A 15,366-nucleotide genomic window follows, 5' to 3' on the forward strand; every position below is an offset into this window, starting at 1 on the left:
ACGCTGAGTTCGGAATAAGACATAGGGCAGCACCGTACCGGAAAGGTCAGGTGTTGCACTCAGTTTTTGCCGCCGCCTTGGGTATAAAAATAAGCACCCCGTCTACGGCCATTGAAAATAAGGAAAAGCTGAAGGTTTGCCAGTCTTGGTTGAGGTTTGAAATATAAGCCGTTAGCGATTCGTTAATATCAAGCGCTGTGTGTTGCGTTAGAAAGCCATGAGCCAGATCTGTTTTCAGGTTTGCAATATGGCTATCGCGTATTTTTTCTTTAAGTCGTATTTGTTTACCTCGATCATTAAGCCCTAATAGTTCTTTGAGATAGGCCTTGTAACGCTTCCCTAGGTCGAGTGTGCGGCATAAGTGGATAAACCCTGCGATGGGCATTTTTTGAGTTATATCATCGCGTGCTTCAAAGCGTCCGAGCTCATCCGGACGGCTGATAAATCCTGATTCAGGCAGGTAGGCATTGGGCAAGCTTTCAGCGAGTTCGAAATTGTGCAGGGCCGCTTGAAGTAACGTGACTCGCCACGTTCGGGAGCCGCCGTCAGGGAATCCAACGATGGGCAGGGTGGAGGGCGCGTACAGATTGATATAAATATCATTCACATCTAAATCAATTAGGTAGTGAGTGTTGATGTATTGCTTGAGTAAAGGCTCGGCGAACGCTAGCACGTCCAGGCTGTTTGCCAGTTCTGTTTCGAGGTTCTGATGGGCAACCTGGCGCTGGTAAAGCAAGTTTTTGAAGACGCTATTTTGTGTGGAGGTGATATTTTTCAATGAGGCGTGAAGTGTTGGGTTGGTGTTTTTTAAAGCGGTTAAAGTGTGTGGCGGTAATGACAGCGCCCATGAGGGGAGGGCATTTTTAATAGGGTTTAAATGCGCAAGTTTTGGAGTGGGGCGGTTGGGGTAAGGCGTGATAGTGGATAGCATGCTCATGAGGGTTTTCTTTAGAGATAAGGTTTTCTCATTTTAGTGTAGAGGTCTGTTTTGAAACGTTGAATGTGTAGTTGTATTTATATACATATATAGTTTAATTGGTTAAATATACTCATGGTTTATGCCAGTCGATGGGTCAAGTCGGGCTAACTTAGACGCTCTCTTGCGAGTGCAGTTGACCGTAAGCCAAGACATTGGGCGCGCCAGGGCAACCTCAATGACGAGCGCGCAAGGGCAGTAGCGGCTAGCGCTAGGAGAAATCAATTTGGTTTTACAGTGCCGAACGGGAGGCGCAGCGTTTAAACTGCGCCTTTGTGACGGAATATGTCGCATTGTCGAAAGCCTTGGAAAAAATGGGTTGAGCGCTATAAGAAGTTGTCGCTTGGCGGCAAGGCTTGCCCTAGATGTGTCCCTACAATCCCCCCATCGCTTGCCAGTTTAGGCAGGCGTTCTTCTCAGGAGACTCCGATGTCCGTTGAGCAAGCCCCGGTGCAACGCGCCGATTTCGATCAGGTCATGGTTCCCAACTACGCACCTGCGGCCTTTATTCCCGTTCGTGGTGCCGGTTCGCGCGTGTGGGACCAAGCGGGCCGAGAACTGATCGACTTCGCAGGCGGGATTGCCGTAAACGTGCTGGGCCACGCACACCCGGCTTTGGTCGGTGCGTTGACTGAGCAGGCTAATACCTTGTGGCACGTGTCGAACGTGTTCACCAACGAGCCGGCTTTGCGTCTGGCTAAAAAGCTGGTGGACTCGACCTTCGCCGAGCGTGTGTTCTTTTGTAACTCGGGTGCTGAAGCCAACGAGGCCGCTTTCAAGCTGGCCCGTCGTGTTGCATTCGATCGCTTTGGTGAAGAGAAGTACGAAATCATTGCTGCACTCAACAGCTTTCACGGCCGCACGCTGTTTACGGTGAACGTGGGCGGGCAGTCGAAATACTCTGACGGTTTCGGTCCGAAAATCACCGGTATTACCCACGTCCCGTTCAACGACCTTGACGCTTTGAAAGCGGCAATCTCGGACAAGACCTGCGCGGTGGTTCTTGAGCCGATCCAGGGTGAAGGCGGCGTGCTGCCGGCTGAGCTTTCTTACCTGCAAGGCGCTCGCGATCTGTGCAACCAGCACGATGCGCTGCTGGTATTTGACGAAGTGCAAACCGGCATGGGCCGTACTGGCCACCTGTTTGCTTACCAGTACTACGGCGTCACGCCGGACATTCTGACCAGCGCTAAAAGTCTGGGCGGTGGTTTCCCGATCGCCGCCATGTTGACCACTGAAGCGTTGGCCAAGCATTTAGTTGTGGGCACACACGGCACCACGTACGGCGGTAACCCGCTGGCGTGCGCGGTAGGCAATGCAGTGATCGATGTGGTCAACACGCCTGAGGTACTCAATGGCGTTAAAGCCAGGCACAACCAGTTCAAAACTCGCCTTGAAGCCATCGGCCAGCAATACGGTGTGTTTACTGAAGTGCGTGGCATGGGCTTATTGATCGGCTGTGTATTGAGCGATACCTGGAAAGGTAAAGCGAAGGACATTTTCAATGCCTGCGAAAAAGAAAATCTGATGATTCTGCAGGCTGGCCCGGATGTGGTGCGCTTCGCGCCAAGTCTGGTGGTTGAAGAGGCTGATATAGAAGAAGGCTTGAACCGCTTCGAGCGCGCGGTGAAAACACTCACTCAAGTCTGAGAGTGACCTCGACGCTTGAGACATCAGGCGTCAATTTTTTATGTGCGAGCCTGTGCGCCATGCTGTACATGCGCAGGCTCAACTTCCCCCCCCTTTTATTTTTTGATTAAGGAGTGACACCATGCTGGTGATGCGCCCCGCGCAAATGGCTGACCTGGACGAGGTACAGCGTCTGGCTGCGGACAGCCCGATTGGTGTCACTTCCTTGCCCGACGATGTGGGTCGCTTGCGCGACAAGATTGCAGCGTCCGAAACTTCTTTTGCCGCTGAAGTCAGCTTTAACGGCGAGGAGAGTTATTTTTTTGTGCTTGAGGACAGCGCCACGGGAAAGCTGGTGGGGTGTTCGGCCATCGTCGCGTCGGCGGGTTATTCGGAGCCGTTCTACAGCTTCCGTAACGAAACCTTCGTGCACGCCTCCCGTGAGCTGAAAATCCACAACAAGATTCATGTCTTGTCCCAATGCCACGACCTGACAGGCAATAGCCTGTTGACCAGTTTTTATGTCGTGCCTCAATTGGTGGGTTCTGCGTGGGCTGAACTTAACTCCCGCGGCCGACTGCTGTTTGTCGCTAATCATCCGGAACGCTTTGCCGATTCGGTGGTGACTGAAATTGTCGGTTACAGCGATGAGAACGGTGACTCGCCGTTCTGGGATGCGATTGGTCGTAACTTCTTCGATTTGAATTACGCAGCTGCCGAGCGCTTGTGCGGGCTGAAAAGCCGCACGTTCCTTGCGGAGCTGATGCCGCACTATCCGATCTATGTGCCGTTGCTGCCGGACTCTGCCCAAGAGGCAATGGGCCAGGTTCATCCGCGTGCGCAGATCACCTTTGACATCCTGATGCGTGAAGGCTTCGAGACCGATCATTACATCGATATTTTCGACGGCGGGCCAACCCTGCATGCACGGGTTTCAGGCATTCGCTCCATTGCGCAAAGCCGCGTGGTGCCCGTCAAGATCGGTGCGCAGAGCACTGGCGGCGGTCGTCAATACCTGGTGGCCAATGCCCAGTTGCAGGATTATCGCGCGGTCTTGCTTGACCTCGATTGGGCACCCGGCAAGCCGGTCACGCTGGATCTGGAAGCGGCCGATGCGCTCGGTGTTGGCGAAGGCGCCAGCGTACGAGTGGTGGCGGTTTAACGCGTTTGAGCGAGTTTCGCAGGGCGCGCCAGCGCGGCCTGTTTAAGGAGATAGCATGATCGTTCGTCCTGTACGCAACAGCGATTTACCGGCCTTGATTGAACTGGCCCGCAGCACCGGCACTGGCTTGACGACGCTGCCTGCCAACGAAGAGCGTTTGCTGCACCGGGTGACCTGGGCAGAGAAAACCTTTCGTGGTGAAGCCTCGCGCGGCGACGCCGACTACCTGTTTGTGCTTGAAAACGATGAAGGCAAGGTGGTTGGTATTTCCGCCATCGCCGGTGCCGTCGGCCTGCGTGAGCCGTGGTACAACTTCCGCGTGGGCCTGACCGTCAGCGCCTCTCAGGAACTGAACATTTACCGCGAAATCCCAACACTGTTTCTGGCCAATGACCTGACCGGCAACTCGGAGCTGTGCTCGTTGTTCCTCAGTGCAGACTACCGAACAGGCCTTAATGGTCGCTTGTTGGCCAAGGCTCGGATGCTGTTTATTGCCGAGTTCCCGGAACTGTTCGGCAACAAGATCATTGCCGAGATGCGCGGCATGTCCGACGCCGCCGGTCGTTCACCATTCTGGGAAAGTCTGGGGCGGCATTTCTTCAAGATGGAGTTCAGCCAGGCGGACTACCTCACAGGTGTCGGCAACAAGGCGTTTATCGCCGAGTTGATGCCTAAGTTCCCGGTGTATACGTGCTTCCTGTCAGAAGATGCCCGTGCGGTCATCGGCAAGGTGCACACCGACACAGAGCCCGCCTTGAACATGCTTAAAAGCGAAGGCTTTAGCTATCAGGGTTACGTCGATATTTTTGATGCCGGCCCGGCGGTGGAGTGTGAAACCGGCAAAATCCGCGCAGTGCGTGACAGCGAAGCGTTGGTGCTGGCTATAGGCACACCGGGTGACGATGCCACGCCTTATCTGATTCACAACCGCAAGCGTGAAGATTGCCGGATTACGGCTGCCCCGGCACGCTTGGCGGCAGGCACGCTGGTGGTTGATCCGCAGACGGCCAAGCGCCTTCAATTGACTGCGGGCGATCAAGTGCGCGCTGTGGCGTTGTCGGCACAGGCAGTAGCCCCACGGGAGTCGAAATAATGAGCACGTTGTATATTGCAGGCGCTTGGCAGAACGGTCTGGGCGAGGTTGTTGAATCGCTGAACCCGGTGACTCAGCAGGTGGTATGGACGGGCAATAGTGCCAATGCCGAACAAGTCAGTGAAGCGGTCAAGGCGGCCCGCGAGGCTTTTCCGGCCTGGGCCAAGCGAACGTTTGAAGAGCGCCTGACGGTCCTTGAAGCCTTCGCCGCGAGCCTGAAAAGCCATGCCGATGAGCTGGCTCATTGCATTGGCGAAGAAACCGGTAAACCGTTGTGGGAGTCGGCCACTGAAGTCACCAGCATGATCAACAAGGTGGGGATTTCAGTACAAAGCTACCGCGAGCGCACAGGTGAAAAAAGCACCCCGCTGGGCGATGCCACGGCCGTTTTGCGGCACAAGCCGCACGGTGTGGTTGCAGTCTTCGGGCCTTATAACTTTCCGGGTCATTTGCCCAACGGGCACATTGTGCCGGCGTTGTTGGCAGGCAACTGCGTGGTATTTAAACCGAGTGAACTGACCCCGAAAGTCGCTCAACTGACGGTCAAATGCTGGGTCGAAGCCGGACTGCCAGCCGGGGTGTTGAACCTGCTGCAAGGTGCGCGCAAGACCGGTGTGGCGTTGGCGGCTCACGCAGGGATCGACGGGCTGTTCTTTACCGGCTCCAGCAGCACCGGCAACAGCCTGCACCAGCAATTTGCCGGTCGCCCGGACAAAATCCTGGCGCTGGAAATGGGCGGTAACAACCCGCTGGTGGTCGATCAGGTGGCTGATCTGGAAGCTGCCGTTTACACCATCATTCAGTCCGCTTTTATCTCGGCGGGGCAGCGTTGTACCTGTGCGCGTCGATTGCTCGTGCCTCAAGGCGCATGGGGTGACAGCCTGTTGGTACGTCTGGTTGAAGTCAGCAAAAGTATCGAGGTCGGTGCTTTTGACCAGCAACCTGCACCGTTTATGGGCTCGGTCATTTCCCTTTCAGCGGCGCGTGACTTGATGTCCGCGCAGACGCTGTTGATCGACAGTGGCGCCAAGGTTCTGCTGCGCATGACGCAACCCACCCACACCTCAGCCTTGTTGACCCCCGGCATCATCGATGTGACCGAAGTCAGTGAACGTTCTGACGAAGAACTGTTCGGCCCGTTGTTGCAGGTCATTCGTTACGCTGACTTTGATGCAGCGATTGCCGAGGCCAACAACACGGCCTTTGGTTTGGCGGCAGGTCTGTTATCCGACTCAGAAGCACGCTATCAGCGATTCTGGCTGGAAAGCCGGGCAGGCATCGTCAACTGGAACAAGCAACTGACGGGGGCGGCCAGCAGTGCACCCTTTGGTGGCATCGGCGCGTCGGGTAATCACCGCGCGAGCGCGTATTACGCGGCTGACTATTGCGCATACCCGGTGGCGTCGCTTGAAACCGCGACACTGGCACTACCCGCGGCGTTGACGCCCGGCGTGCATTTGTCCTGACAACAACCCTGTAGCCGCCGCTGCCGCAGGCTGCGAATAGGTCTGCGAGGCGCTAAAACGGATTGCTTCGCAACCCTTCGCAGCCTTCGGCGGCGGCTACAAAAACAGTCTTGTAGCGTCTTTTATTACAACAGTTTGCCGGAGCCTCGCTGATGAAGTCCTTTGAAGTCAATTTTGACGGTTTAGTGGGGCCGACCCATAACTATGGCGGCTTGTCGTTTGGCAACGTCGCTTCCCAGAGCAACAGTCAGCAGGCTTCGAACCCCAGGGAAGCCGCGCTGCAAGGTCTGGAAAAGATGAAAGCGCTGATGGACATGGGGTTTGTCCAGGGTGTATTGGCACCGCAAGAAAGACCGGATGTGGCGGCTTTGCGTCGATTGGGTTTTGGTGGTTCTGATGCTCAAGTGATTGAGCGGGCGGCCAAAGAGGCCATGCCCTTGCTGGTGGCCAGTTGCTCGGCATCCAGCATGTGGGTGGCCAATGCGGCGACGGTGAGCCCGAGCGCAGACACGGCCGATGGTCGTGTGCATTTCACGGCGGCCAACTTGAACTGCAAGTTTCACCGCAGCATCGAGCACCCGACTACCAGCCGTGTGCTCGGCGCGATGTTTGCCGACCACGATCATTTTGCCCACCACGCAGCGTTGCCAGCGGTGGCTCAATTTGGCGATGAGGGGGCTGCCAACCACACGCGTTTTTGTCGTGATTATGGTGAGGCAGGCGTTGAGTTTTTTGTGTACGGCCGCAGCGCGTTTGACAGCCGCTACCCGGCGCCACAGAAGTATCCGGCTCGTCAGACACTGGAAGCGTCTCAAGCCGTGGCCCGGCTGCATGGCCTGAGTGAAGAGGGCGTCGTATTTGCTCAGCAAAACCCGGCGGTGATCGACCAGGGCGTGTTTCATAACGACGTGATCGCGGTGGGCAACGGTGAGTTGTTGTTTCATCACCAGGATGCCTTTTTGAATACCGAGCAAACGCTTGCTGAACTGCACGGTAAATTGGCGGCACGTGGCGCGAACTTCCAGTCAATCAGCGTGCCTCGTGATCAGGTCGCGGTTGAGGATGCGGTGCGTTCTTATTTGTTCAACAGTCAGCTACTGACCCGTGCCAACGGCTCAATGTTACTGATTGTTCCCGAAGAGTGCCGTGCCAACCCGCGTGTCTGGCAGTATCTGCAAGGATTGATCGCGTCGGCCGGGCCGATTGCTGAGGTCAAGGTGTTTGACCTCAAGCAGAGCATGCAGAACGGCGGAGGCCCAGCCTGCCTGCGTCTGCGGGTGGCGTTAAATGAAAAGGAACTGGCGGCTGTCAATCCGGGCGTTATCATGACGCCAGCGCTGTATGAAACACTGACTCAGTGGGTGAGCAAGCATTACCGTGACGCCTTGCGCGAAAACGATTTGGCCGACCCGCAGTTGTTGATCGAATGCCGTACGGCACTGGATGAATTAACGAACATCCTTAAACTGGGCTCGGTTTATCCTTTTCAAATTAATTGATCAAACGCGTGCTCGCGGCTTAAGCCGCAGGCATGCGACTTTACTAAAGATGAGAGCGAAATTATGAGCGATTCCCTGCAACTGATTCTTGAAGACACTGACGGCACACAGCTTGAAACCTCATGCACGCGCGTGGCGATCATCTGGCAGGGCAAGGAAGTCTGGATTCAACAAGACGGCCGTGGCCAGTTGCTGATCGGCGTTGACGTAGAAGAAGGTGATGCTGAATACGCCAACCTGCTGCTGCGCCCATTGGCCACTAACCTGGTCAGCCTGCAACTTGAAATGGAACCGGCTGATCCGGGCGATGACGAAGACGGTCATGTACATGGCCCAGACTGCAATCACTGATTAAAGGTGCTCTATGCTCGCTCTCGGCAAGCTGCTTGATCTGACCCTGGCCGGACGTGAACCGGCTGAGAAAACTCAACTGACTGTCGATGGCGTGCGGATGCGCTGGCTGGCCGAGGGGGCCCTTGAAGTACGCCCTCCAGAGGTGCGCGACAACGGTATGGATTTACTGTTGTCGGCCGGCATTCACGGTAACGAAACAGCGCCGATCGAATTGCTCGATCGTCTGTTGCATGACATCGCACGGGGCGTTGTAAAACCCCGCGCCCGTATTCTATTTTTGTTTGGCAACCCGGCAGCCATGCGAACGGGCGGTCGCTTTGTCGAAGAAGACCTCAACCGACTGTTTAACGGTCGCCATGAAAGCAGCAGTGGCTACGAGGCCATGCGCGCTCATGAGCTGGAGCGCTTGGCCACGACCTTTTTCAGTGTGCCGCAACGTACCCGTCTTCATTACGACCTGCACACCGCCATCCGTGGTTCGAAAATCGAGCAATTCGCGCTTTATCCTTATAAACAAGGGCGAACGCATTCTCTGCGCGAACTTGGGCGTTTACGAGCGGCTGGCATGCAGGCGGTGTTGCTGCAAAACAAGCCCTCCATTGTCTTCAGTGCGTTTACCTATGAACAGCTGGACGTTGAGGCGTTCACCCTCGAGCTGGGTAAGGCGAGACCCTTTGGTCAAAATGAGGGGCTGAACTTGCAGTCTCTTGAGCGGCGCTTAACACACATTATTGAAGGCTGCGAACAGCCTGAAGATTCGATTGATGGTCTGGAGCTGTTTCGCGTAGCCCGTGAAGTGATCAAGCACAGCGACAGATTTATTCTGCATTTGCCGCTTCATGTCGAAAATTTTGCTGAATTGCCCAAAGGCTATGTCTTAGCTGAAGACCCGGGCCATCCACGTTGGGTGATTGAAGAAGCGCAGGCTCGAATTATTTTCCCGAACCCCAAAGTGAAGAATGGTTTGCGTGCAGGCATCATTATCGAACCTGAGCGTGCGCCCGTGCTTGTCTGACAGGCTTAATGAAAAAAGGCCAGATTCGCTCTGGCCTTTTTTACAGCGCTTTTAAACGGCGCGTTTTTGCTGAGTGTCCATGCGCTTGATGGCACGGATTTTTTGCAGGGTATCTACGCAGGTTTTCGCGGCTTCCTGACCCTTGTGCACGAAATGGTCAAAGAAAAACTTCTGATGCTCTTCGCCTGCGTGGAAGTGGTGCGGGGTCAGGCTGACCGAAAACACCGGCACTTCGGTTTCCAGCTGCACTTGCATCAGGCCACTGACGACGGACTGGGCAACGAAATCGTGGCGATAGATGCCGCCGTCAACAACCAGAGCAGCGCCGACAATCCCGGCGTAACGACCGGTCTTGGCCAATAGTTTGGCGTGCAGTGGAATTTCAAACGCGCCGCCGACTTCAAAGAAATCGATGTCACTTTCCTGATAGCCCTGCACCAGCATTTCAGCCAGAAAGCCTTTACGGCTCTGGTCGACAATCTCTTTGTGCCAGGAAGCCTGGATAAACGCGACGCGCTCGTTGTGGTGAATTGCTGTGGGTTGCATGTTCAGATTCCTGTTTGTGTGAAAAACAGGGCATATGAATCGAATGGGATTAAAGGGTACGTTCAGACGGGTTGCACTCAGCCATCAGCGTTGTGGCAGCCCGCCTGATTGACGGCCCTTTGGCGCCAATCCCGTTCTCTCTTCATCCGGACTATGACCGTCGGCCCCGGGATCACACCGGGTCTGCTGACCTTGACCTTCCCGTAGCCAGAGCTATCGGATCTGCCAAGCGCTCGCGGGCTATGCGCATTGCGCGCAATTACCGCCGGTGGGGAGTTGCACCCCGCCCTGAGAACGTTGCCGCCAGCCTTTCTGGCGGCGGACATTTTGTATCACATCTGTTTCAAGGATGCATTGATGCTTTTTGCTAATAGCCATCAAAATTCCTGATTGTTTTATCGGGCTTTTCCTAATATGAGTGCTTGAGTGCGCGTAATTGTGTCCGTGGTACCCCTGTCCGAAATGGAATTCTCGATTGGCATCCTGTGCTGATCTCACTTTGCCGAGGCTTGTTCAATGACTGTTATCGATCTTCGTAGTGACACCGTGACCCAACCCAGTGCCGGCATGCGCGACGCCATGGCGAGTGCCCCGCTGGGGGATGATGTGTATGGCGAAGACCCAACGGTGAACAGGCTTGAAGCCGAACTGGCTTCGCGACTGGGATTTGCCAGCGCGTTGTTTGTGCCAACGGGGACCATGAGCAACTTGTTGGCGCTGATGGCCCATTGTGGGCGGGGCGACGAGTACATCGTGGGGCAGCTGGCTCATACCTATAAATATGAAGGCGGTGGGGCGGCGGTACTGGGCTCAATCCAGCCTCAGCCGCTGGAGAACCAGGCGGATGGCAGTCTGGATCTGAATCAAGTGGCGGCGGTCATCAAACCCGACGACTTTCACTTCGCCCGTACGCGCCTGCTGGCGCTAGAAAACACCATGCAGGGCAAGGTGTTGCCCATTGAGTATCTGGCCGCCGCCAGCCGTGTGACCCGTGAACATGGCCTTGCGCTGCATCTGGATGGCGCGCGGTTGTACAACGCGGCTATTAAACTGGGCGTCAATGCCGCCGATATCACCCGCCATTTCGATTCGGTCTCGGTGTGCCTGTCCAAAGGCCTGGGTGCGCCGGTGGGGACGGTGTTGTGCGGCACTGAAGAATTGATCGGCAAAGCACGACGGTTGCGCAAAATGGTTGGCGGTGGCTGGCGTCAAGCTGGCCAGTTAGCCGCGGCGGGGCTGTATGCGCTGGACAACCAGGTCGAAGGTCTGGCGCACGACCATGAAAATGCGCAGTTGCTGGCCGAAGGCTTGCTTGCTGCAGGCTATGAGGTTGAGCCGGTACAGACCAATATGGTCTACGTTCAGATGGGCGACCGGTCGCAAGCCTTGAAGGCCGTGGCTAGCGAACACAGCATCAAGCTGACGGCCGCGCCACGCTTGCGTATGGTGACGCACAGGGATGTCAGTCGCGGACAAATTGAGCGAGTGATCGACGTTTTCACTGAATTTAACCGTCAATGAGTGCGCAGGCCGTCCAATTGCTTGCGCCTATCGTATAAACACGCTGTACCCAAGGCGAAGGGCCGATATAATGCGGCCCTTTGCGAGTCGCATTGTCGTTGGACATGATTGACTTGCCTCTGGCCGCAGCCTCCGTGGAAGAACCTATGAAAAGCGCAGAAATCCGTGAAGCCTTCCTTCGCTTCTTCGAGGAGCAAGGTCACACCCGTGTCCCTTCCAGCTCCTTGGTGCCGAATAACGATCCAACCCTGCTGTTCACTAACGCGGGGATGAACCAGTTCAAGGACTGTTTCCTGGGTCAGGAAAAACGTGCGTACACCCGTGCAACCAGCAGCCAGAAGTGCGTGCGTGCCGGTGGCAAGAACAGCGACCTGGAAAACGTCGGTTACACCGCACGTCACCACACTTTTTTCGAAATGCTCGGCAACTTCAGCTTTGGCGACTATTTCAAGAAAGACGCGATCAACTTCGCCTGGACCTTTCTGACCGGCGTTTTGAAGCTGCCTAAAGACAAACTCTGGGTGACGGTCTACGCCAGCGATGACGAAGCCTATGACATCTGGACCAAAGATGTGGGCGTGCCGCCTGAGCGCATGATCCGTATCGGCGACAACAAGGGCGCTCCGTACGCGTCCGATAACTTCTGGACCATGGGTGATACCGGCCCATGCGGCCCATGCACCGAGATTTTCTACGATCACGGCCCGGAAATCTGGGGTGGCCCACCGGGCTCGCCAGACGAAGACGGCGACCGTTACATCGAAATCTGGAACAACGTCTTCATGCAGTTCAACCGCACCGCCGATGGCGTGTTGCATCCGTTGCCAGCGCCGTCGGTCGACACCGGCATGGGCCTGGAGCGGATCAGTGCGGTGATGCAGCACGTTAACTCCAACTACGACATCGATCTGTTCCAGAGCCTGTTGAAAGCCTCGGCTGAAGCCATTGGTTGCGCCAACGAAGGCCAGGCCTCGCTCAAAGTCGTGGCCGACCATATCCGCTCCTGCAGCTTCCTGATCGCAGATGGCGTGTTGCCGTCCAACGAAGGTCGCGGCTATGTGCTGCGTCGCATCATTCGTCGTGCTTGTCGTCATGGCAACAAATTGGGCGCTACTGGCAACTTCTTCTACAAGATCGTTGCGGCGCTGGTGACCGAGATGGGCGCCAGCTTCCCGGAGCTGGTCCGCGAGCAGGCCAACATCGAGCGCGTGCTTAAAGCCGAAGAAGAGCAATTCTCCAAGACCCTGGAGCAGGGCCTGAAAATCCTAGAGCAGGATCTGGCCGAACTGAAGGGCACGGTTGTGCCGGGCGACGTAGTGTTCAAGCTGTACGACACCTACGGTTTCCCGATGGACCTGACGGCTGACATCGCCCGTGAACGTAACCTGACCGTCGATGAGGCCGGTTTTGAGCGTGAGATGGAAGCTCAACGCGTACGTGCGCGTTCGGCCAGCTCGTTCGGTCTGGACTACAACACCTTGGTCAAAGTGGATGTGCCTACCGAGTTCATCGGTTACACCGCCACACAAGGCTCGGCCAAAGTGATTGCTCTCTATAAAGAAGGCAAATCGGTCGACTTCCTTAATGAAGGCGACGAAGGCGTTGTTGTTCTCGATCAAACCCCGTTCTATGCCGAGTCGGGCGGTCAGGTGGGTGATTGCGGTTACCTGCAAGCTGGCGCGGCACGTTTTGATGTGCGCGACACCACTAAAACCGGTGGCGCATTTCTGCATCACGGCGCTGTCGTAGCGGGTGCCCTGAAGGTCGGTGAAACCGTTGAAACTCAGGTCGATGCTGATGTGCGTCACGCCACGGCGTTGAACCACTCAGCCACTCACTTGCTGCACGCGGCCTTGCGCCAAGTGCTGGGTGAGCACGTTCAGCAGAAAGGTTCGCTGGTTGATAGCCAGCGCCTGCGTTTCGACTTCAGTCACTTCGAGTCCATCAAGCCTGAGCAAATCAAGGCGCTGGAAGACATCGTCAATACCGAGATTCGCAAGAACACACCGGTACAGATGGAAGAAACCGACATCGAAACTGCCAAACAAAAAGGTGCCATGGCACTGTTTGGCGAGAAGTACGGCGACAGCGTTCGCGTACTCAGCATGGGCGGGGATTTCTCGGTTGAGTTGTGCGGCGGTATTCATGCCAGCCGCACCGGCGATATCGGCTTGTTCAAAATCACCAGCGAAAGCGGTGTAGCCTCGGGTATTCGTCGTATTGAGGCGGTGACCGGCGCCGCAGCACTGGCGTATCTGAATGCCGCTGAAGAGCAGCTCAAGGAAGCCGCCAGCCTGATCAAAGGTTCGCGCGAGAACTTGATCGATAAGTTGTCGGCCGTGCTTGAGCGTAATCGCCAGCTGGAAAAGCAACTCGAACAATTGCAGGCCAAGGCCGCAAGCGCGGCCGGCGATGACCTGTCATCGTCTGCGGTAGATGTAAAAGGCGTAAAAGTGTTGGCTGCCCGCCTGGACGGTCAAGACGGCAAGGCGCTGTTGGCGCTGGTTGACCAACTGAAGAACAAACTCGGCCGTGCAGTGATCCTGCTGGGCAGTGTTCATGAAGACAAGGTTGTACTGGTTGCAGGCGTAACCAAAGACCTGACTGGCCAACTCAAAGCCGGTGATTTGATGAAACAGGCCGCTGCGGCAGTGGGCGGGAAGGGCGGTGGTCGTCCTGACATGGCGCAGGGCGGTGGTGTTGATGCCACTGCTCTGGATGCCGCGCTGGCCCTGACTGCGCCATTTGTCGAACAGGGTATCTGAGGTCCAGTACGCGCGGTCGTCTAGTGGCTGCGCGTCGTTTGAATGATAAATGGGCGCCCTTTATGGGCTGAGGCTGCTTTGAAATGGCTTTGATCGTACAAAAATTTGGAGGCACCTCGGTCGGCACTGTCGAGAGAATCGAGCAGGTCGCCGATAAAGTTAAGAAGTTTCGCGAAGCCGGCAATGATCTGGTGATTGTGCTCTCTGCGATGAGTGGTGAGACCAATCGCCTGATCGAACTGGCCAAACAGATCAGCGATCAGCCGATGCCCCGTGAACTGGATGTGATTGTGTCCACGGGCGAGCAGGTGACGATTGGCTTGCTGGCGATGGCGTTGAACAAGCGTGGCGTGCCAGCGGTGTCTTACACCGGCAGCCAGGTGCGTATTCTCACCGACAGTTCGCACACCAAAGCCCGCATCCTGAAGATTGACGATGAAAAGATCCGCACCGACCTCAAGGCCGGTCGCGTGGTGGTGGTGGCTGGCTTCCAGGGTGTCGACGAGCACGGCAGCATCACGACCCTGGGTCGTGGCGGCTCTGACACCACCGGTGTGGCCTTGGCGGCAGCCTTGAAAGCTGACGAGTGCCAGATTTACACCGATGTTGATGGCGTCTACACCACGGACCCGCGGGTTGTGGCCAAGGCTCAGCGTCTGGAAAAGATCACTTTCGAAGAAATGCTCGAAATGGCCAGCCTTGGCTCCAAGGTGTTGCAGATTCGCGCTGTCGAGTTCGCAGGCAAGTACAACGTTCCGCTGCGCGTATTGCACAGCTTCAAAGAGGGGCCGGGCACCCTCATTACTATTGATGAAGAGGAATCCATGGAGCAGCCGATCATTTCTGGCATCGCTTTCAACCGCGACGAAGCCAAGCTGACCATCCGTGGCGTGCCGGATACCCCGGGCGTGGCGTTCAAGATTCTGGGGCCTATCAGCGCGGCGAACATTGAAGTCGACATGATCGTGCAGAACGTTGCGCACGATAACACCACCGACTTCACCTTTACTGTGCACCGCAATGACTACCAGGCGGCTTTTCAGGTGCTTGAAAACACCTCTAAAGAAATTGGCGCGCGTGAAGTGGTGGGTGACACCAACATTGCCAAGGTGTCGATTGTCGGTGTGGGCATGCGCTCTCACGCGGGTGTTGCCAGCCGCATGTTTGAATCGCTGGCTAAAGAGAACATCAACATCCTGATGATCTCCACGTCCGAGATCAAAGTGTCGGTGGTGATCGAAGAAAAGTACCTCGAGCTGGCCGTGCGTTCCCTGCACACCGCTTTTGAACTGGATGCACCGGCCCGTCAGGGCGAGTAAGTGTTACCAAGGGCGTGGTTG

12 protein-coding genes and 1 riboswitch are annotated in these 15,366 nt (G+C 56.0%); of the genes, 10 read left to right on the forward strand and 2 right to left on the reverse strand.

Going from position 1 to position 15,366, the window contains the following annotated elements:
- Positions 1-46 precede the first annotated feature (46 nt).
- Positions 47-937 carry a dermonecrotic toxin domain-containing protein gene (locus tag GHN86_RS17250; protein ID WP_153386997.1) on the reverse strand — a complete coding sequence of 297 codons (891 nt, stop codon included), beginning with the start codon at positions 935-937 and terminating at the stop codon, positions 47-49.
- A 468-nt stretch (positions 938-1,405) separates the two neighbouring features.
- Between GHN86_RS17250 and GHN86_RS17255 the strand changes: the two genes are divergently transcribed.
- From GHN86_RS17255 to astE, 7 genes are all read left to right on the forward strand, one after another.
- Entirely contained in the window at positions 1,406-2,626 is a 1,221-nt protein-coding gene (locus GHN86_RS17255) for an aspartate aminotransferase family protein (protein ID WP_153378441.1), read from the forward strand.
- A gap of 121 nt (positions 2,627-2,747) precedes the next feature.
- Complete coding sequence (aruF, locus tag GHN86_RS17260) at positions 2,748-3,767, forward strand: arginine/ornithine succinyltransferase subunit alpha (RefSeq protein ID WP_153378442.1); 1,020 nt, start codon at positions 2,748-2,750, stop codon at positions 3,765-3,767.
- 55 nt (positions 3,768-3,822) lie between these two features.
- On the forward strand, positions 3,823-4,860 hold the full coding sequence (gene astA, locus GHN86_RS17265; protein WP_153378443.1) for an arginine N-succinyltransferase: 1,038 nt from the start codon (positions 3,823-3,825) through the stop codon (positions 4,858-4,860).
- Entirely contained in the window at positions 4,857-6,326 is a 1,470-nt protein-coding gene (astD, locus tag GHN86_RS17270; protein WP_323369256.1) for a succinylglutamate-semialdehyde dehydrogenase, read from the forward strand. The genes astA and astD overlap by 4 nt, the downstream gene beginning before the upstream one ends.
- Before the next feature lie 152 nt (positions 6,327-6,478).
- Complete coding sequence (gene astB / locus GHN86_RS17275) at positions 6,479-7,825, forward strand: N-succinylarginine dihydrolase (protein ID WP_153378445.1); 1,347 nt, start codon at positions 6,479-6,481, stop codon at positions 7,823-7,825.
- A gap of 63 nt (positions 7,826-7,888) precedes the next feature.
- Positions 7,889-8,176, forward strand: coding sequence for a topoisomerase II (locus GHN86_RS17280; protein ID WP_153378446.1), 288 nt, complete (start codon positions 7,889-7,891; stop codon positions 8,174-8,176).
- A gap of 13 nt (positions 8,177-8,189) precedes the next feature.
- On the forward strand, positions 8,190-9,194 hold the full coding sequence (gene astE / locus GHN86_RS17285) for a succinylglutamate desuccinylase (RefSeq protein WP_153378447.1): 1,005 nt from the start codon (positions 8,190-8,192) through the stop codon (positions 9,192-9,194).
- Positions 9,195-9,245: 51 nt separating this feature from the next.
- On the opposite strand, the gene GHN86_RS17290 is transcribed toward astE, so the two are convergent.
- The gene (locus GHN86_RS17290) at positions 9,246-9,740 is read right to left on the reverse strand and encodes a 6,7-dimethyl-8-ribityllumazine synthase (protein ID WP_153378448.1); all 495 of its coding nucleotides are present in this window, start codon (positions 9,738-9,740) and stop codon (positions 9,246-9,248) included.
- A gap of 129 nt (positions 9,741-9,869) precedes the next feature.
- Positions 9,870-10,040, reverse strand: a riboswitch (FMN riboswitch).
- A 216-nt stretch (positions 10,041-10,256) separates the two neighbouring features.
- Between GHN86_RS17290 and ltaE the strand changes: the two genes are divergently transcribed.
- The 3 genes from ltaE (at position 10,257) to GHN86_RS17305 (ending at position 15,345) form a co-directional block, all read left to right on the forward strand.
- Positions 10,257-11,261 carry a low-specificity L-threonine aldolase gene (gene ltaE / locus GHN86_RS17295; protein ID WP_153386999.1) on the forward strand — a complete coding sequence of 335 codons (1,005 nt, stop codon included), beginning with the start codon at positions 10,257-10,259 and terminating at the stop codon, positions 11,259-11,261.
- Between the two features lie 146 nt (positions 11,262-11,407).
- On the forward strand, positions 11,408-14,026 hold the full coding sequence (gene alaS, locus GHN86_RS17300) for an alanine--tRNA ligase (protein WP_153378450.1): 2,619 nt from the start codon (positions 11,408-11,410) through the stop codon (positions 14,024-14,026).
- An 83-nt stretch (positions 14,027-14,109) separates the two neighbouring features.
- Positions 14,110-15,345 (forward strand): aspartate kinase, encoded by a 1,236-nt coding sequence (locus tag GHN86_RS17305; protein WP_153378451.1) that lies wholly within the window; start codon positions 14,110-14,112, stop codon positions 15,343-15,345.
- Positions 15,346-15,366: the final 21 nt, after the last annotated feature.

This window comes from Pseudomonas helleri (assembly GCF_009600315.1).
GTDB lineage: Bacteria > Pseudomonadota > Gammaproteobacteria > Pseudomonadales > Pseudomonadaceae > Aquipseudomonas > Aquipseudomonas helleri_A.